Origin of the sequence: Pseudoalteromonas aurantia 208 (genome assembly GCF_014858725.1) — a bacterium.
In the GTDB taxonomy this organism is placed as follows: domain Bacteria; phylum Pseudomonadota; class Gammaproteobacteria; order Enterobacterales; family Alteromonadaceae; genus Pseudoalteromonas; species Pseudoalteromonas aurantia.
Window position 1 is genome coordinate 175266 of record NZ_AQGV01000012.1, and the last position, 18548, is coordinate 193813.

Annotated in this window: 15 protein-coding genes; 9 read left to right on the forward strand and 6 right to left on the reverse strand. The window is 39.9% G+C overall.

All coding sequences use genetic code 11. The features are described 5' to 3' along the window. Positions 1 to 3: 3 nt before the first annotated feature. The 3 genes from PAUR_RS04855 to PAUR_RS04865 all read right to left on the reverse strand — a co-directional run bounded on the left by PAUR_RS04855 (position 4) and on the right by PAUR_RS04865 (position 4537). Positions 4 to 756: an ElyC/SanA/YdcF family protein gene (locus PAUR_RS04855; RefSeq protein ID WP_192506694.1), complete on the reverse strand. Its 753-nt coding sequence runs from the start codon at positions 754 to 756 to the stop codon at positions 4 to 6. Positions 757 to 818: 62 nt separating this feature from the next. After that, positions 819 to 1706, reverse strand: a complete 888-nt coding sequence (locus PAUR_RS04860; RefSeq protein WP_192506695.1) for a LysR family transcriptional regulator — start codon at positions 1704 to 1706, stop codon at positions 819 to 821. Between the two features lie 455 nt (positions 1707 to 2161). Further along, positions 2162 to 4537 (reverse strand): bifunctional diguanylate cyclase/phosphodiesterase, encoded by a 2376-nt coding sequence (locus PAUR_RS04865; RefSeq protein WP_192506696.1) that lies wholly within the window; start codon positions 4535 to 4537, stop codon positions 2162 to 2164. Positions 4538 to 4735: 198 nt separating this feature from the next. Here PAUR_RS04865 and pyrC point away from each other — a divergent pair, with 198 nt between their 5' ends. The 4 genes from pyrC (at position 4736) to PAUR_RS04885 (ending at position 8652) form a co-directional block, all read left to right on the forward strand. Then, entirely contained in the window at positions 4736 to 5779 is a 1044-nt protein-coding gene (pyrC, locus tag PAUR_RS04870; RefSeq protein ID WP_192506697.1) for a dihydroorotase, read from the forward strand. Positions 5780 to 6101: 322 nt separating this feature from the next. Then, positions 6102 to 6311, forward strand: coding sequence for a cold-shock protein (locus PAUR_RS04875; protein ID WP_010362305.1), 210 nt, complete (start codon positions 6102 to 6104; stop codon positions 6309 to 6311). 211 nt (positions 6312 to 6522) lie between these two features. Next, complete coding sequence (locus PAUR_RS04880; RefSeq protein ID WP_192506698.1) at positions 6523 to 6828, forward strand: H-NS histone family protein; 306 nt, start codon at positions 6523 to 6525, stop codon at positions 6826 to 6828. 84 nt (positions 6829 to 6912) lie between these two features. Next, positions 6913 to 8652 (forward strand): DEAD/DEAH box helicase family protein, encoded by a 1740-nt coding sequence (locus PAUR_RS04885; protein ID WP_192508504.1) that lies wholly within the window; start codon positions 6913 to 6915, stop codon positions 8650 to 8652. Between the two features lie 44 nt (positions 8653 to 8696). On the opposite strand, the gene PAUR_RS04890 is transcribed toward PAUR_RS04885, so the two are convergent. Then, positions 8697 to 9026: a ribonuclease E inhibitor RraB gene (locus PAUR_RS04890; protein WP_192506699.1), complete on the reverse strand. Its 330-nt coding sequence runs from the start codon at positions 9024 to 9026 to the stop codon at positions 8697 to 8699. Between the two features lie 163 nt (positions 9027 to 9189). On the opposite strand from PAUR_RS04890, the gene PAUR_RS04895 reads away from it, so the two are divergent. Genes PAUR_RS04895 through PAUR_RS04910 form a run of 4 tightly spaced genes read left to right on the forward strand, consistent with a single transcriptional unit; the run spans position 9190 to position 16338 of the window. Continuing rightward, on the forward strand, positions 9190 to 10923 hold the full coding sequence (locus PAUR_RS04895; protein WP_192506700.1) for an autotransporter assembly complex protein TamA: 1734 nt from the start codon (positions 9190 to 9192) through the stop codon (positions 10921 to 10923). Continuing rightward, positions 10923 to 14618 (forward strand): translocation/assembly module TamB domain-containing protein, encoded by a 3696-nt coding sequence (locus tag PAUR_RS04900; RefSeq protein WP_192506701.1) that lies wholly within the window; start codon positions 10923 to 10925, stop codon positions 14616 to 14618. The genes PAUR_RS04895 and PAUR_RS04900 overlap by 1 nt, the downstream gene beginning before the upstream one ends. Beyond that, the gene (locus PAUR_RS04905) at positions 14618 to 15445 is read left to right on the forward strand and encodes a substrate-binding periplasmic protein (protein ID WP_192506702.1); all 828 of its coding nucleotides are present in this window, start codon (positions 14618 to 14620) and stop codon (positions 15443 to 15445) included. Before PAUR_RS04900 ends, PAUR_RS04905 begins: the two co-directional genes overlap by 1 nt. 5 nt (positions 15446 to 15450) lie before the next feature. Beyond that, positions 15451 to 16338, forward strand: coding sequence for a peptidylprolyl isomerase (locus PAUR_RS04910; protein ID WP_192506703.1), 888 nt, complete (start codon positions 15451 to 15453; stop codon positions 16336 to 16338). Here PAUR_RS04910 and queF read toward each other — a convergent pair. Next, a complete protein-coding gene (queF, locus tag PAUR_RS04915; RefSeq protein ID WP_192506704.1) occupies positions 16325 to 17170 on the reverse strand; it encodes an NADPH-dependent 7-cyano-7-deazaguanine reductase QueF in 846 nt (281 codons plus the stop codon). The two genes, PAUR_RS04910 and queF, sit on opposite strands and share 14 nt — an antisense overlap. Before the next feature lie 21 nt (positions 17171 to 17191). Here queF and syd point away from each other — a divergent pair, with 21 nt between their 5' ends. Then, positions 17192 to 17770 carry a SecY-interacting protein gene (gene syd, locus PAUR_RS04920; RefSeq protein WP_192506705.1) on the forward strand — a complete coding sequence of 193 codons (579 nt, stop codon included), beginning with the start codon at positions 17192 to 17194 and terminating at the stop codon, positions 17768 to 17770. A gap of 2 nt (positions 17771 to 17772) precedes the next feature. Here syd and PAUR_RS04925 read toward each other — a convergent pair whose 3' ends face one another. Continuing rightward, positions 17773 to 18546, reverse strand: a complete 774-nt coding sequence (locus PAUR_RS04925) for a Zn-ribbon-containing protein (protein ID WP_192506706.1) — start codon at positions 18544 to 18546, stop codon at positions 17773 to 17775. Positions 18547 to 18548: the final 2 nt, after the last annotated feature.

Genomic DNA, 18548 nt, shown 5'->3' on the forward strand with positions numbered 1-18548 from the left:
GGGCTATAGAGCTTCAGGGTCGAGCGCTCTAGTGAGTGAAATCCAAAGCTTACCTAACCATTCATGACAATGTGTGGTGACTGCATGTAATACGCTAGCTTGTGCGATAAATTGCCTCGATGAGGTTTGATGAGAAAATGAGTAGAATTGTGTTGGGGCTGTTATAGCTGAAACACCTTGTGCTTGGAATAAATCAATGGCTCTGGCCATATGGCTTGCCGAAGTCACTAATGCGACTTGCCTATCAACTAAATGGGGCGCTAAGAGTCTGGCCTCATCTTTGGTATCTAAAGCTTTTGGGCTCTGCTTAATACGGCTCGCTTTCACCCCCAAAGAAACAGCAGTCTTTGACATTAATGTGGTGTTTGAATGTACCCCAGAAACAATTAATTCTGCCCGGGGGTAGTGCTTTGCGAGTCTGAGTCCTTCAACTAACCTTGCGAGTGCGCATCCGCCAAGTTGTGCATTACTTGGTAATTGAGAGTTTGGGTTAGCACCACAACCCAAAACCACAATTTTATCTAGATGCGCATATTGAGATAAATTAAATGGTTTTAGTGTTGCTTCTTGGGGGGTAATAATTAAGGCTGCAATGTGAGGAGTGCTGATAGACCACAGAGACAATATCAGAACCCAACAGGTTAAATATGATTTGATGTGAGTTCTATTTATAAATAACAAGCAAAAAGCAATGAGTAGGAGTGTAAATGGGAGAGGCATTAGCAAGCTGCCAATAATTTTTTTTAATTCGAACATATGAAAAACCCAACCTTGAACGTTGGGTTATAGTGTATTAGAGTCGCGTGGAGATGAACAGGCTAGCGACCATTGTTTAGCTTGCAGGTGTTTAAAAAATGGCGATAAACAGGGTTATCTTTCATGTTTTTCTTCATCGCTAAGAACATCGGCCTATTTAAGCCCAACGCACCTAATGGAATTGATTTAATTAACCCCTGACTTTCATAAGGTGTTACTAACCAATCAGGTAATGCGGCTACGCCCATCCCGGCACTAACCAGTTGGAATATTAATAAGCCTTGATCGACTGTTTTTAAAGTTCCATCAAACCGTGCATTTTGTATAAAGTGCTTGAAAATATCTTGGCGTTCTTTTGGAATGGGGTATGAGATGATAGTTTCATCTTTTAAGTCAAGCGCAGTAACATAGGCTTTTTTCGCCAGCTCATGATCCGGTGCAACTATTAATTTCAACTTGAAGTCAAACAGGTGTGCATACTCTAGTTTATCTGGCTCGCGAATGTCAGATGTCAGTACTAGGTCCAATTCGTCATCCATAAGGTCTGGAATGGCATCGTAACTAAAGCCTCGTTCGTAATCGACTTTAATATCAGGCCAAAAATTGTTGAACTCTTTAATAGTAGGTAATAGCCAATGAAAACAAGCATGACATTCAACACTAAGTCGTAGCTGAGAAATAGGTTGGTTCAAGCTTTCTTTTAGCCGACATTTGGTGGCCTCGACTCTTGGCAGAATTTCGCCAGCTAATTCTAAAAGCAGCATGCCCTGAGGCGTAAATCGCACGGGTTGTGTTTTCCGTTCGAATAATTGGCAATCAAGCTTGTTTTCGAGATCTTTAATTTGATGTGACAAAGCAGATTGCGTTAAAAATAATTCACGCGCAGTGTTAACTAATGAGCCTGTTTCTTTCAGAGTAGATATGGTTTTTAGGTGTTTTATGTCTATCATCTTCAATAAATCTCATTTATATAGTGAGTGAAACTCAAATTATGACCAAGCAGCATGGTTAACATCGCCATAATAGAGGTTGGCCGTCTATAAAACCAGCGTGCAGTGATTAATTTATAACAAAATCACTATAGCACCAATTTTGACAGCGTTGTCATTTTTATTTTAACTTTTTTGCAAAAAATTCAAATTAATTTTGTTCATGTTGTATTTGGTGGGGCATGAGTTGCAATCAATTCAATCACCACATGCTGGTTTTTATCATTAATAGATAAAAAGCGGTGAATTGTATGGTATCGGTTTAAAAATACGGTGGGAGTAGGAGGCGTGATAGATAGCATGGAGAGCCGAGTTTGGTTAATAACATGATTAATGAAGAGCTAGCCTCTATAGTTACAGAGGCTTTTTGACTAATAAAGCGATGCGCCGCTCTCATAGGATAACGTATATATTTTTTATATAGACAGCGCTACTTCCGTATGTTTTATCAATAGTGCCATTGCTTTTTGTGCTGGTAAAGGTTTTGAAACTAGATACCCCTGTCCTAATTGACAGCCTTTTCGTTTTAATAACGCCCATTGTTTTGGGTTTTCTATTCCCTCCGCGACAACATTTAACTTAAGCGATTCAGCGAGAGACAAAATAGCATCAACCAGAGGGTTTTCTTTGTTCGTCAGTTTATCTATGAAGCTTTTGTCAATTTTTAACGTATGGATAGGTAATTGGTGTAAGTAACCTAATGCAGAATAACCAGTGCCAAAGTCATCAAGATATAACTTAACGCCTAAAGGCGCTAACCCGTGAATTATTCGTGTCGCAAGTGTCAGGTTTTCGATCAGACCCGACTCTGTGATCTCAAGACATAGAGTACCGTTAGGTAGTTGATACTTAATGTACAATGAACGCATAAAATCGACAAAATCTAAACTCGCAAAGTGGCGAGATGAGACGTTAACGGTGATTCTAATCGTAGGGTTTCCGGCACGTCGCCATTGTTGTAATTGTGCAGCAGCAACGTGCAGCAAGTGCAAGTCTAAGTCGATGATTTGACCTGTATGTTCCGCTATGGGAATAAAGTCGTCAGGGGAAACTAATCCGGCTTTTGGGTGGTGCCAACGAACCAGTGCTTCAAAACTAACGATATGAGGCTGGTTGAGCGTAAATATAGGCTGAAAATAGAGTTCAAATTCATCATTTTTAATCCCATGCTGCAGGTCATTTTCGATATCAGCTTGACGTTTTAGCTTTTTACGCATTGCATTATTAAAATAACGAACGCGACCTCTACCAGAAGATTTAGCTTCATACATGGCGGCATCAGCTTGTTGTAGTAACCCAATGGCGCTGTCGGTTGCTTCATTGGTAAATGCAACTCCAATACTGCCAGATGCCTGTAAAATGTGACCATCAATGTGCAACGGTTTTGCAATGGCGCTGTTTATTCGCTCTAATGCAGTCTCAACTTGTTGCTTATCTTGTACATTCTCCATAAAGATGGCGAACTCATCCCCCCCTAAACGTGCAAACGTGTCTGTACGCCTAATGCTTGATTGGATAGCGTTAACGATAGCAATTAAAAAATGATCGCCAACGTCGTGACCTAATGCATCATTAATACTTTTAAATCGATCTAGGTCTAAATACAGTAGGCAATGCAAATTTGGCTCAGAAGCTCTTTCATGAGATAAAATGGCATGCTTGATCCTTTCTAGCAGGAGATAGCGGTTTGCTAGCCCTGTGAGTTCATCATGCAGGGCTCTATGCTCTAAAGCTTGTCGAGATAATTGCCTATCAATAGCCATACTAACTTGACGGCTTATATAGGTTAAGATCGATAAGTGGTGGCGATTAAAGGCTTTATTGTTTCGGTAGCTTTGTATCACTATGACACCTTGATACTGGGTATTAACCGTAAATGGCACGCCTAACCATGAACGTGGAGAGCGTCCCACCATTTTAAAGTCCCCAGAAGCAATATGCTGTTCAAACTCTTGATGGTTACATAATAATGGGCGGGCGCTATTTATAATGAAATAGGAGGCTGTATCCTTTAATTGAGCTTTTGATACTTTCTGTGACGCATTGCATTTAACTTCACTTTCAATTAAATAGCTAATTTCCAATACATCAATTTGTTTGTCGTATAAACCAATAAAAAAGTTCTCGGCCGGTAACTGGCTATTAATTATTAAATACAAATCATCATAAAATGCATCTAAGTCTTCAGATTGATACGCAATATTCGCTATTTTAAGTAGCGACTTTTCTAGTAGCTGTGCCTGATTTAGCTGCTCGACAGTTTGTGTTAAATGATTAAGTGTTCTAACTTGATTTATTTTTGCACTGAGTAAGTGAGCGACAGTAGATAGGATTTGTAAATGTCCGTCAGTGAAATAGTTTTGTTCAGGATGCTCGCAGTCGATCACGCCAAGCAGTTGCTCTTCATAAATCAATGGCACACATAGCTCAGATAAAGCAGGCCTTGAGTCTGCGATATATTTGGGCTCATTAGATACATCAGCAGAAACAAATGCTTTTCTTGTTCTTGCAACGTAACCCGTGATCCCTTGTGCTATTGGTATACGTGTTTGGGTTATTTGATAGTTAGTATTTTGATGCGACAGTCCCATACTGGCAACTTCTTCTAAATATTCACTATGTTCGTCTGATAGATAAATAACGCAGTCGACAAACCCCAGTCGGCTAACTACTTGAGAAGTGACATAATCAAATAGCTCATCTAACTGTGTGATCTGCAGTAATGACGATGAGAATTGATTTATGATGCTGAGCTGTTCGGTTTTTGATTCTAGTTTTTTGTGTGAAAGCATGCTCATAACTCATATTTGAGAGTGCGCATAATTTATCGTACTTAAGAGTGAAACAACATGTTTTTAAGTGAAAAAGTTATTTAGCCTGTAAAACTACGCAAACAGTCAGCCTTCTTTAAATATAAAGCGGATGTGAAATACTTTACTAACGGCCCTTAACTGCCTATGATCGGGCAAATTCAGCAGTGGAAAAGAGCAATGACTAGCACAGTAACTACCCTCACTATTACTCGCCCAGATGATTGGCATGTACATTTACGCGATGGCGTACAGTTAAAAGATACGGTACGAGATATTAGTCGCTATATGGGACGCGCTATTATAATGCCAAATTTGGTGCCTCCAGCAACATGCACAGAAACCGCACTCTCTTATCGAGATCGCATTTTAGCTGCTGAACCTCAAGGTGATTTTCAGCCTTTAATGGTGCTATACCTTACAGATAAAACAACACCACAAGAGATAAAAAAAGCAAAAGCAAGTGGCCATATTGTGGCGGCTAAATTATACCCTGCAGGTGCAACGACTAATTCGGATTCAGGCGTTACAGACATTGAGAATATCTACCCAGTGCTGGAAGCAATGGAAGAAGTTGGTATGCTTTTATTAGTACATGGTGAAGTAACAGACTCATCAATTGATATTTTTGACCGTGAAAAGATCTTTATTGAAACTAAATTGTCTAAAATCGTCGATACGTTTCCAAACTTAAAAGTGGTGTTAGAGCATATTACAACTCAAGATGCTGTAGAGTTTGTTAAAGGAGCTTCGGATAATGTCGCAGCCACAATAACGGCGCACCATTTATTATATAATCGCAATCATATGCTTGCTGGTGGGATCAGGCCGCATTATTATTGTTTACCAATATTAAAGCGTAACACACATCAACAAGCGTTAATTGAAGCCGCAACAAGTGGTAGTCAAAAATTCTTTTTAGGTACAGACTCAGCACCGCATGCGAAAGATAAAAAAGAAGCGGCATGTGGATGTGCTGGTGCTTATACGGCTCATGCTGCTTTAGAGCTTTATGCTGAAGCGTTTGAAGCTGTTGACGCACTTGATAAATTGGAAGGCTTCGCAAGTCATTTTGGCCCGGATTTTTATGACTTACCGAGAAACACCGACACTATTACTTTAACAAGATCGCCTTGGAAAGTACCAGAAAGTTACCCGTTAGGCGGAGCTGATGTGGTTCCTATCAAAGCAGGTGATATGATTGATTGGTTAATTACTGAATAGTCATTAGTTTTTAATAGCGGTGTACCCAAAAAGTGCGCTTTTTTTTTATCCTAAGTCGTTTTATTTTAGAATAAATGGGACTTGGTTTGTACAGAAAGCCAGTTTATATGTTAGGCTAGCTATGCTTTGAGTTTTTGCAATTCAATGGATGTAAAAGTTGCGGTAAAGAATAATGTACTTGTAGTTACCGGTTAGGTACTTACACTTGGTAACATTAGTATGATCTGCTGTATTTATTATTCCGATGTGTTGATAAGCAAACTCAGGGAGGAAGCCATATTGGCAAGTGTTAATTTTGATTTGATCTACAGGAATAATAGGTATGTCTACTTCTAAAACAGGTAAAGTAAAGTTTTTCAATGAATCTAAAGGTTTTGGTTTTATTGAACAAGAGAATGGTCCTGACGTGTTTGTACACTTCAGCGCTATTTCTGGTGACGGTTTCCGTACTCTGACTGATGGCCAAGCTGTATCTTTTGATGTTAAGCAAGGTAAAAAAGGTCCAGAAGCTGAAAATGTAGTTGCTGTATAAGCCTGCTTTAAATTGGAGTAACAGCCTTGTTACTCCTTTATCATTTTATTCTTTCCTAACTACTCTTATTATTATATCAAATCGCTTATAATTATTTGCTTTATTATTTTTATATGTAAAAATAATAAAGAGATCAGCTAATTTTATTTCTGATTAATATATTACCGTTTGTAGGTAAATTTATATCATTATCAATACAAGAGAACTGCCAATGCGTGAAATTAAATCTTTTATTAAGTCTGCGAGTTTTAACGAGCTAGAGAAAGCTGCTGAATTAATCAACGAAGCAATAGATAGCCAGCGTGAACAACAGCAAGTAAAAGACGAAGTATTAGCACTTATCAAGGAAAAAGGGTTAACCCTTGAAGATTTAGTCGGTGGCGTTCAATCGGACAAGCGCGCAAAAGTAAAAGCTAAATATCGTATAGAAAAAGATGGTCAAGTTTTTGAATGGACAGGCCGTGGGAAAACACCAAAAGCTTTTGCTGACGTTAACTTAGACGACTATACGATCTAATTTAGCTTAGTTATATTATCTTCTACGCTCGCTTAGCATAAGCGAGCGTTTATTTTTGTAGCATCTAAGCTGCTAGGAGGTACCATTTACACGCTTAGGCCTTACCAACAAGACGCCGTTAATAATACTATATCCCACTTTAAGAAATGTAATGATGCTGCAGTAATTGTTTTGCCTACGGGGGCGGGTAAGAGTTTAGTGATTGCGGAACTTGCACGATTAGCAAAACATAAAATTCTCGTTTTAGCCCATGTTAAAGAGCTGGTACAACAAAATGCTGAGAAATATATGAGCTTTGATCTGCAAGCGAGTATATTCTCTGCTGGACTAAAAAAGAAGTCACTTGAAAAGCAAGTTACATTTGCGAGTATTCAGTCGATTGCAAAAAACTTAGACTTATTACAAGATTTTTATTCATTGATAATTATTGATGAATGTCATCGCGTAAGTGAAAGTGATGACAGTCAATATCAACAGGTGATCCAGCAAATTAAACGCTTTAATACGGATTTAAAAGTGCTGGGGTTAACAGCAACACCATATCGTTTAGGAATGGGCTGGATATATTATCAGCATTATCACGGATTTATTCGTGGAACAAAGAACTCACCTTTTAAACGATGTATATATGAGCTACCGTTACGCTACATGATTCAAAATGGGTATTTAACGCCTCCAAATGAAATTGATCCAGCATCAGCAAACTATGATTTTTCAGCTTTAAATACAAATGCACTTGGTGGTTATGCTGAATCAGATATGAATAAATTACTATCAGCTCAAACGCGTGCCACAAAAAGTATAATTAGCCATATAATTGAAAGTAGTCAAAATCGCCAAGGGGTGATGATATTCGCTGCAACGGTTATGCATGCGAAAGAAATTACAGGTTATTTACCAGAAAATAATACGAAGTTAATTATTGGTGATACAAAGAACACAACCCGTGATGAGATAATAAAAGAATTTAAAAACAAGAAAATTAAATATCTAATCAATGTTTCTGTATTAACTACGGGTTTTGATGCGCCACATGTTGACTTAATTGCTATTTTAAGGCCAACGGAGTCCGTTAGTTTATACCAGCAGATAATAGGACGAGGGCTTAGGCTTGCAGATAATAAGCAAGATTGTATTGTGTTGGATTATGCAGGAAATGATTTTAACCTTTATCACCCAGAAGTCGGCTCAAAGAGACCAAACCCAGACAGTGAGCCTGTCCAAGTTCTGTGCCCTGGTTGTGGCTTTGCGAATGTTTTTTGGGGGAAAGTGGATGACGGTGGCAAGCTGATCGAGCATTATGGACGTCGTTGCCAGGGGCTATTGGATGATGGACAGTCACAGCAACAATGTGATTTCCGCTTTAGGTTTAAGGAGTGTGATAGCTGTGGCGCGGAGAATGATATAGCTGCGCGTCAATGTCACCAGTGTGATGCTGTAATGGCTGATCCTGATGATAAATTACGCGCTGCACTCAATTTAAAAAACGCGATGGTGCTGCGTTGTTCTGGTTTATCTGTTATTCAACTTAAAGAGCAATTGATAAAAGTCAGTTATTATGACGAGGATGGTGCTTGTTGTGATGAAGTTTATGATTTTTCTAATAAAAAAAGTCGTTATGTATTTCATCGATATTATAGTCGACGTGTTAAAGGATGTTATTCTCAGGTTAATTGGAGCTATGCAGAAGAGGTTGTGGCTGCAGGTAAAGAGTTATTAGCCCCAGACTTTGTTATTGCAAAACAGCATAAAAAATATGGCTGGCAAGTCAGTGAAAAAATCTTTGATTATGAAGGGAGCTATAGAAAAGCCGATAAATCATAGCGCATCAAATGTTATGTTGGCTGCATCCTTGCATCCAGCTATGTTTATTCTGGTGCCATAATACCCCAGCCATCACCATAACCTTCGTGGGCATTGGCGATACTTTCGATATATTGCTCTGTTTGACCTAATAACTCATGAACTGGCACCATTTTTACTGATGTCACAACTTCCCAAATACCAGTATCTGGACATTGTTGTAATTGCGTTGTGGGGCTGAGTTCATCATTGGCAATAACTTGAGCAAATTTATCAGCTTGAAGTTTTTGCTCAAATAAGATGAAAAAATCGACGTTATGAAATTGTGTTAAATCTATACCGGCTTCAGCTATTTCACTGAGCAGCTGGCCATTATCATCGTCCGGAAATTGCATGTTTTTATCCACTTTAACTAATTATCTATATTGTCGGTGATCCGTTATAAAATAAAAAGAGGGATCTGTAAATTTTCACAGAGACAATGCGATATTGTTCATAGGGGGTTGATCTATCGTATGATAGTATTGCTTTTTGGCCATAACGATGGAACTACATTAAGTGTTAAAGCAGTTACTTGTTTGTTTTTTGATGATTAATGCTTTGTTGGGGAATGCGGCTAATGCGCAAAGTGGCACACAACTGCAGACTCTGAATATTAAAGGAGTTGACCAAGCTGTAGAAGAAAATATTACGGGTTTTTTACAGCCTTTTCTAGCGCGACCATTTGGTGTTGCAGATTATACGCTTGCGCGAAAAGAAGTTGAAACAGCGTTACAGGCGTTAGGTTACTACTTTAGTGAAATTAAGTTACAATTGACTGATGAAAAGCAAACCTTGTTGGTGACGATAAACCCTAAAAAACGATTGTACTGGCATGATATAGAGATAAGCATAATTGGGGACGATGCTGAGCGAGACCCTGTTATTCAAAAGCTAGTCTCAACGGTTCCTTTGAAAAATGGCGCAGCTGTAAGGCACGATGAATACCAGCAAACCAAAGCGCAGCTAGAAAGCACATTGTTACAACGTGGCTATTTTGATTTTAAATGGGCTCAAAGCCGATTGCAAATAGATAAAGCGCGTAGGCAAGCGAATGTGATTTTACATATCAATACAGGGATTCGATATCGCTTTGGTGATATTAAGGTGAGCGGTGCACCTAAAGCGGAACAATATATTCGTAATTTATCACCTTTTAAGCGCAATTCAGAATATCGTACTCACTTGTTGTCAGATTTCAACTTATCACTGAATGCAACACCGTACTTTTCGTCGGTCAAAGTTTATCCTTTATTAAAAAATCGTCACAATGGATTAGTACCGATACGTATTGATGTGCACGAAAAACCGGGAAATAGCTTTGAAGTAGGTGGAGGTTATAGTACTGACTTAGGCGCGAGAGCAAGGTTTAAGTGGTCTAAGCCTTGGATCAGTGAAGATGGTCATTTCGTAGAGAGTAACTTATCATTATCTCAGCAATTACAAGATATTACAGCTAGTTATACTATTCCAGTGGGCAACCCAAATGATGACATTTGGCGGGTTTTAGGTGGTTATCAGCGTCAAGATGAAATTAACGATAAAGTAGAAACGACTATTTGGAATATTCAGCTTCAGCGTCAATGGTTAACTGAACATGGGTGGGTGCGCACTGCTTTTATCAAGCGAGAGCATGAAACGAGTAAACAACAAAATACCGAGCTGCTCGAAACTGAAATGCTTATTCCAGGGGTGAGTTACGCTAAGAAACAGTCTCAGGGCGGAGCGTTACCATACTGGGGTAATGAGCAATTGTTTTCTATTGAGGTTGCCAGCGGTTCAGTCATTTCATCTACTTCATTACTTAAGCTAAATTGGAACAATGCGTGGCTACGAAATTATGATACAAAGCATCTATTTTATGGTCGCATTGATTTGGGTGGAATTTTGGTTGATGACATCAAAGCAGTTCCGTTTAATATGCGATATTTTGCAGGTGGAGACCAGAGTGTGCGTGGCTTTGCATATCAAAGTATCGGCCCAAGAGAAGATGACGGTACCCTGATTGGTGGTAAGTATAGGGTAACCACGACAGCAGAATACAATTATCAGTTTTTGCCTAATTGGCGCACGGCAATATTTGTAGATGCTGGTGCTGTCGCAAATGGCCCTTTAAAAAAATGGTCTGTTGGTGCCGGTTTTGGTCTGCGGTATCTAACACCCGTAGGGCCGATCAGATTAGACCATGCTTGGGGATTGAGTAAAGATAGTAAAAGTACCCGCTTGAGTATAGTAATAGGTCCAGAAATTTAATGTTGAATAAATTTAAAAAATACCGTTTTTCGTATACGTGCGCAGTACTCATCGTAATTGTCGTCAGTATTTTCTTTACTGTACCAGGTAACCACTTGTTATTGGCGAGTGTAAGCAAATTAGTGCCGGGGCTTGAAGTGAGTGTTGTCAATAGACGCATATTCTCTGGTGGTGATATTAATATAGATTATCAAACACAGCAGTTTGATTTTGAAGGCAAGAATGTAAACATAGAATTGTCATGGTTTAGTTGCGCAACGGTCTGTGTGTCTGTTGTAGCACAACAACTGGATATGACGTTACATAACCAGAAACTGAGTGGCACTGAAAATAAATCGACGCGGGAGTCCATAAAAATTGAAGCGAGGGAGCAAATTTCAGCACCTGTTGATATCGTATTAGAATTGCTTTCAATTAAAAAATTATCGGTCACAACGCCAGAAGCAAAGGTGCTGTTAACAGATACCCATCTTGTCGCGGATTGGATTAATAATACCCTGAAAGTACATGTTTTGCATTTGAATAATGTTTCGGCAATATTACCTGAGCAGCCAGCGCCAAGAGATGAGCCGAAAATGACGGCTTTGCCTGTGTTTGAAGTATTTGAACTATTTATACCAATGGCGGTTAAGATCACACAACTCAACATCGATAATGTGGTGATAGAGAAAAGCAGTCAGCAACATGCCCTTTCTGATATTGCGTTATCGGCCAAATTGCACGGCACAGAAGTACTGTTACGTGATATGACCTTGGCTTATCAGCAGTTCGTTTTACGCTCAAATATCAACTTGGATACAGAAGAACAGTGGAACATTAGTAGCTTTACCACGTTAACATCCCCACATGGGTTGTTGTCTCTTCAAACTAACGGGAGTTTGAACGACTTGAATATAGGGGTGACAACTCAAGGAGGAGTCGCCAGTAAAGTAAATAGCCAAGTTGACATGACGACATTAAATTGGCCATTTAAAATTAATGGGGTGATTGAGCAACAAAGCGATTTCATAACACCGTTAGAATTAGTTGGGGATGTGTCTGCTGGCCGTATTTATTTAGCAGGCACTGGGAATGCACAGCAATATGTTATCGACTTAAATGGCAAAGCCAGTGCATCTCAACTGGGGAGCATTGAAAGTAAGGTCCAGCTAACAGGGTCTATGGGTCATATCGATATCTCAGAAGCTCAATTGCAGATAGAGCAGGCGCAAGCTAATGTGAGCGCAAAAGTTCAATGGCACAATGAACTGATGATTGATATCCGGGGGAGCCTTAAGGCGTTGCCGTTAGGGGTGTTTATTGATGATATAAATACACAGTTGAGCGGTGAGTTTAAAACCCAAATTATGCAAAAAAATAACGCTTGGGAGCTGTTTGTACAGCAGCTATCTCTCACAGGTATCGTTCAGGAAAAAGCGCTTAAAGCGGATATTAAGTTAAAAGTTAATGAGCATGGTTATGGTTCTATTGATGAACTTTCTTTGCGTTATGGAAAAAGTGTATTCAATTCACAAGGGATATTGGCAGAACAGGTTGAATTAGATGGGCTGTTTAATCTTGACCATACACGCGATAAGCTCTTGCCAGTAGACGCTGTAATGCACGGCACATTACGAGTACTAGGTACACATAAAAGCCCACATATTTTTTTGAACAGTGATGCTACGCGGATAAGTCATCAGCAATTTGAATTGAAGAATGCCAATATATTCGGTGAAATCAACTTAGCGCAACAATGGCAAGGTGCGATAAAGGTGAGTGTGGCAGAGCTTGTTACCGAGCAAGAAAAATTTGATAATATTGCGCTAACTGTTGATGGAAATAGGCAAAAGCATACGCTAACAGTGCACTCTCAAGGGTCTATTCAGACCGATATCGAGCTCAATGGCTCATTGAAAAATGCGCGTTGGGAAGCTGAACTTGCTACCGCTGAGTTAAACTATCAAGGGCTCCCTATCATGTTGGCGGAGCCGACGGGTATTGTTTTATCGACAGAAGCGAGCTTCGTCATGCCACACTGTTGGGTTATTAAGCAAAGCAAAGTATGCATGCAGGCTAAACAAGAAGATCATGGTAATAGAAGTGGGCGAGCGGCTTTGTCATTTTCGCAATTTCAATTAGCAGATCTTAATCCACTGGTCGGTGAATGGGCTTTAACTGGACAGGCAAACGGCATGCTTGAGGTGAACTGGCAAGCTGATGAATTACACCGAGCAGATGGCAAGTTAGCAGTTAAAAATATGCAGCTAATAACACCTAGCGGAGAGTATCATACTCAGCTTCCTATTGAATCGCTGCATGCATCTTTGCATAGTGACAAGCACCAGGTCGCGCTAGATTGGCAGATTGATTCTTCATTGTTTGGCCAACTACTTGGCGATATTACGATGGCGACGACGGACCGAAGTTCGACTCGCGCAAAATTAAAAATTAAAGAATTACAGCTTACACCATTCACGCCATTAGTGAGTCAAGTAATGATGCAACCGGTTTCACTCTCAGGGGCTATGACGGGAAATGTCACGTTGTTAGGTAGTTTAGATAACCCAAAAATGGGAGGAGAAATACGGTTATCGGAATTTGAAATGGCCAGTCCAATGAGTCCCGTCGCATTGCATCAATCTAGTTTAGTCATTTCTTTAGCAGAGCACCAAGCTAATTTAGCAGGGCAACTAAATGCAGTGCATGGTGGTCACTTAGATATTTCAGGAAATCTAGAATGGTACGAAGCATTTGCCGCAGATATTAGTGCAACAGGTAAAGAATTTTTAATTTCACCTCAACCGGGTGTTGAGGTGAGCTTATCCCCATTGCTGAATGTTAATTTTGCGAATCGCAAAGCACATGTGAAAGGTGAGCTCGTTTTACCTTATGGTCGAGTTGAGGTTGCACAACTACCAAAAGGTGTGATCAAAACATCCGAAGACCAATATATTGTGGGGGATCAACGTGAACAAGGAAATTTGGTTCCATTCGATTACGATTTAGATGTTACAGTGAAAGTACTTGATGATTTTCGAGTTGTCGCACTTGGCCTTGATAGCTATATTTCCGGTGAGATTATGCTGACAAAAGAACCTGCTAGCCCCTTGTTAGCAACTGGGGAAATGGAATTGCAAGAAGGCAAATACCGGGCATTTGGACAGGACCTACTCATTGAAACAGGACAAATCGGATTTAATGGTGCGCTGGATAAACCTTATTTAAATATTAGCGCTATTCGTAATCCTGAAGTGACGGCAGATAGGGTGAAAGCGGGTGTAGAGCTCACAGGGAATATTAACAACCCCACATTAACAATTTTTTCTGAGCCATCGATGGACCAAGCAAAAGCGTTAGAGTACTTATTAAATGGAGAGCCGTTAGGGTCTGGTGAGAGCAGTAATAATGCCATGTTGACGCAGTTTTTATTGTCGAAAAGTATAGATCGAAGTGAAGGTATTGTGGCAAAAACAGGTAAGAAGCTCGGATTTGAAGATGTTAGCCTAACAGCAAAAGGCAGTGGGGATGATACTCAGGTTGAAGTCTCTGGGTATATCGCTCCCAATGTGCAAGTGAGTTATCGCGTTGGTGTTTTTGACTCTTTAAGTGAAATAGCGGTGCGTTATCGTGTGTTTTCTAAAATGTATATTGAGGCAACGAGTGGTTTATACGATAGTATAGACTTGCTGTATAAATTTGATAGAGGTGAGTAATGCGGTTTGTATTAGTAGTAATGGCATTATTTTTATCTATTGGTCTTGCGCATGCGAAGACCACAGTGCGAATTACAGTAGGGGCTGATCCATATATCCAAGCATTATTGAAACTGGCATTATCTTATGATGAGGAGGATGTGCAATTAGAGTTTGTGAATGATATTCCCACCCAAAAACGGGCAATAAGGTTACTTGGTAAAGACAATGGTATTGATGTATTTTGGTCTGTGACCTCTTCAAAGAGGGAAAAACTCGCTCGAGCGATTCGAATACCCTTAGTGAAAGGGGTGTTGGGTTACCGATTAGGTTTGATCCGAAAGTCAGATGTAGCACGGATGAAAAAACTAAACACCATTGGCGATTTTTATGGACTCCATTTTGGGTTGCGGGATGATTGGCCTGATTTGGATATTTTTAGGAAAAATAATTTAAAAGTAGTCTCATATCCAAGAGAGGGAAATGCGTATGAAATGCTGCGCTCTGGACGATTTGATGTTTTGCCAATGGATGTATTGAACGGTGTGTATTTAGACACAGAATCAGGAATTCAGATTGACCCCTATCATATTTATTATTATCCATCAGCCGTATACTTTTTTGTTGCTAAAACAGACACTGAATTACATCAAAAACTGAAGATGGGTTTGGAAGCAGCACAAGCTGATGGGCAATTTGATACTTTGTTCAATCGTTATTTTGCCGAGCAGCTTCAAGATGTTAATTTTTCTTCTCGCAAACAGATCGATCTTATTAATCCATTGCTCCCACCAAGTGCGCCTTTAAGTAACCCCATCTATTGGTATAAAAATAATAAAGGAAGTTAAGTGATATGTTGTCTATAAAAAAGGACTGTATTGCGTTCATTACTCTCGCTATGAGTATGATTGCGACTATGAGTAACGCATCGACTATTGTACAGCGTGCGCCTCATGAGATTGTCGAGAATGCACCTTCTGACGCATGGCGTACTGTAGAGAGTGAGAATATCATCAAGTTTGAACTGGCAACAGGTGCTGTGTATATTGAACTCAATACCCAGCTTGCACCTATGCATGTACTGAATATGAAAAAGCTGGTTCGAGAGCAGTTTTATGATGGCTTGAACATCTACCGCTTTGTGGAAGGGTTTGTCGCACAAGGAGGAGATCAAAAAGGCACAAAGAGATTGAAGTTTGCCGAAAAGTCATTGCCTGCGGAGTTTTATTTAACAAGCCAGGCTAGATTACCCATTACTTCACTAAGAATGATAGATGGTTATGCACCAGTTACTGGCTTTTTAAATGGCTTTGCAGTAGCTCAATCCGCTGACGGAAAACACACTTGGCAAACGCACTGCACAGGCGTTTTTGCTATGGCTCGTGATAATGATGTGGATAGTGGCGGTACAGAGTTTTATATAACTTTGGCTCCGACACGTTATTTAGATCGTAATATTTCGGTATTCGGTCGGGTGCTTGATGGCATGGAGCATGTTTATCGATTAATGCGAAATCCCGCAGTGGGGCAGGCATTTAATTTAATTACTAAAGCGAGAGTATTAAGCGATATTCACAGTGAAGACACCTCAAAATTCAGAGTGTTTAATACTGAGCATATTGAATTTAACGCATTGATTGAAGCTAGAAAAAGCCGCCCTGAAACATGGTTTATTGAGCGGCCAAATTATGCCGATGTGTGCTCTATCAGTGTACCAATTGAAAAAATTACTGGCGGTTAGTTCTAATATTATACGGCGTTTCGTTTTGTTCACTGGAGCGAAAGGGGTTGATATCTAAGCCACCGCGACGAGTATAACGCGCATAAACAGCAAGCTTTTCAAAGTTAAATGTACGCTGGAGTTCACAATAAATGCGCTCTACACATTGCTCGTGAAACTCGTTGTGGCTCCTAAAAGAGATCAGATAGCGTAATAATGATTCATGACATAAAGCTACGCCAGTGTATTCAATAATAATGGAGGCCCAGTCAGGTTGCGAGGTAATTAAGCAGTTCGATTTTAATAAATGACTATGCAATGTTTCTGAAATGATGTCATTTGATGCGCGTTTAAGTAAACCAGAAAGAGGGCTATAATGTGTGACCTCGATGTCTAAACTGTCAATACACAGTCCGGGCATTGGTGTAAAAGGTATGCAAGCGTGCTCATCGGCGGTATATAGCATAACCTGTACGTCAGAGTTTGTGACGATTGATAAGTCTTTTTCTAATGTTTCAGATACCGTTTTATGATCTACAAATTTAGATTGATTAAAGCTATTTAAATATAGCTTAAAAGATTTAGATTCAACAATGTGACTGCTTTGGCAGGGAAATGTAAACGTTGCGACCGCAACTTGTGGCTTCCCTTTTTCATTGAGCCATGAGAGTTCATATCCAGTCCAAGTATCTTCACCGAAAAATGGTAGAGCGGCTTCGTCAACTGAGATTTGATCTCTATTTAACTTGCGTGCAATTGGGTGGAGCAAACTTGGGTCATATTGCTGTGCATAATTTGTTGTTTTGCCTAATACAGAGGCTTTTAGTTCTGGGGCATTGGCGTAATCTGTCATGTTTCACCATTTGTGGTTACAATGAGGCTCATTATAACCTATCGAATAATAGTTGGCAGTAAGGTGATAAAGCAGATTTTAACGCAAGTACATAAAGATTACGCGCAGGCATATCAAAGCAAACATGAGACGTTACCCTGTATGTATTATGATAAAACATGGCCTAGTGAGTGTGAAGTGGGTGAACCAATGGCTGATGGGCAAATCCAGTGGCAGGCAAAGCCTGTGGCAGAGGAACATAATTTAAATGCCTTAGCGCTAGCATTAGAGTGCCAGTTCCCAGAGCAATTAAATATATTTTACAGCCAATTTTATGCGGGTAATGTGGTAGCGCAATTTGAAGGTCATCAAATTGAATTGCTGCAGGCGTGGAATCATGATGACTTTCAAAGGCTGCAACAAAATATTACCGGTCATGTGTTGATGAAGCGAAAGCTCAAGCAAACCGATACTATATTTATTGGCTTAACAGAACAAGATGATTTGCTAATTACAGTAAAATTGAATACGGGAGAAGTATGCCTTGAGTATGTCGGCAAAGAGCCCCATCATGTGCTAGCAGCCTCGCTAGAAGAGCTTCTGCAAGGCTTATCCTATTAATTTTACTGGAAATCCCAAGAGATATTAGATACGAGTTGGCACTGTTCACATCTGAAATCAAAAATGCCAAACCAAGGTTCAGGCAGTGCCCATTCGTTATCGCAAGAGGGGCATTTTCGGTTTTGTTCGGTTTCGAGGCTTTCACCGCCGACACGATATAAATAGTAATAGACGTTCTTTTGCGTTAAATGACGAATTCGTTTTGACAAGTCCATGCCTCGACGGAATAAATCACTGTCTGGACTCGATATTTCAGTTAAAGCGGGAAATTCACAGCGCGTCGCGCCATTAATTTGAATTTGATCACATGCCTGCCAATCTTCTTGCCATTTAATCAGTGCTTTATAATCGCCATTGGCAATCGCTGGGATCTTATACAGCGGAACAGGGAGAAAATCGTCACCACAGTATAATGGGCTACATGTATGAACATAAGTGGTATAGAGAATATAACTAGAAGGAGATTGGCATATATCAGCGCCATTAGCGTGAATATCTTGGCCAATAATTTTGACTTTTGGAGCAAGTAACCCCGCTTGCTGCAACTGCTCAATGGCATATTTGACAAAAGGGCTGTGGTGCAAAGGGTGCAGTGAATCTTCTAATGGACACATAACACGCGTAATGAAATAACCATCTTTTAGGACTGTAGGGAATTCGTCCCCAATAATTTGTCCATTAAAGCGCAGGGCATTTACTAAGCGGTTAATCGCTTGTTCTGCATTATCTAAAGTGGTGTCTTGGTAACAATCAAATGTTAAATCAGCAACAAACATAA

What these genes read in the sequence shown, in the direction of transcription:
- PAUR_RS04865 (WP_192506696.1), bottom strand. Translation starts at nt 4,537, where the DNA reads ATGCTTTCACACAAAAAACTAGAATCAAAAACCGAACAGCTCAGCATC.
- pyrC (WP_192506697.1), top strand. Translation starts at nt 4,736, where the DNA reads ATGACTAGCACAGTAACTACCCTCACTATTACTCGCCCAGATGATTGG.
- syd (WP_192506705.1), top strand. Translation starts at nt 17,192, where the DNA reads ATGAGGCTCATTATAACCTATCGAATAATAGTTGGCAGTAAGGTGATA.
- PAUR_RS04855 (WP_192506694.1), bottom strand. Translation starts at nt 756, where the DNA reads ATGTTCGAATTAAAAAAAATTATTGGCAGCTTGCTAATGCCTCTCCCA.
- queF (WP_192506704.1), bottom strand. Translation starts at nt 17,170, where the DNA reads ATGACAGATTACGCCAATGCCCCAGAACTAAAAGCCTCTGTATTAGGC.
- PAUR_RS04905 (WP_192506702.1), top strand. Translation starts at nt 14,618, where the DNA reads ATGCGGTTTGTATTAGTAGTAATGGCATTATTTTTATCTATTGGTCTT.
- PAUR_RS04875 (WP_010362305.1), top strand. Translation starts at nt 6,102, where the DNA reads ATGTCTACTTCTAAAACAGGTAAAGTAAAGTTTTTCAATGAATCTAAA.
- PAUR_RS04880 (WP_192506698.1), top strand. Translation starts at nt 6,523, where the DNA reads ATGCGTGAAATTAAATCTTTTATTAAGTCTGCGAGTTTTAACGAGCTA.
- PAUR_RS04925 (WP_192506706.1), bottom strand. Translation starts at nt 18,546, where the DNA reads ATGTTTGTTGCTGATTTAACATTTGATTGTTACCAAGACACCACTTTA.
- PAUR_RS04910 (WP_192506703.1), top strand. Translation starts at nt 15,451, where the DNA reads ATGTTGTCTATAAAAAAGGACTGTATTGCGTTCATTACTCTCGCTATG.
- PAUR_RS04900 (WP_192506701.1), top strand. Translation starts at nt 10,923, where the DNA reads ATGTTGAATAAATTTAAAAAATACCGTTTTTCGTATACGTGCGCAGTA.
- PAUR_RS04890 (WP_192506699.1), bottom strand. Translation starts at nt 9,026, where the DNA reads ATGCAATTTCCGGACGATGATAATGGCCAGCTGCTCAGTGAAATAGCT.
- PAUR_RS04860 (WP_192506695.1), bottom strand. Translation starts at nt 1,706, where the DNA reads ATGATAGACATAAAACACCTAAAAACCATATCTACTCTGAAAGAAACA.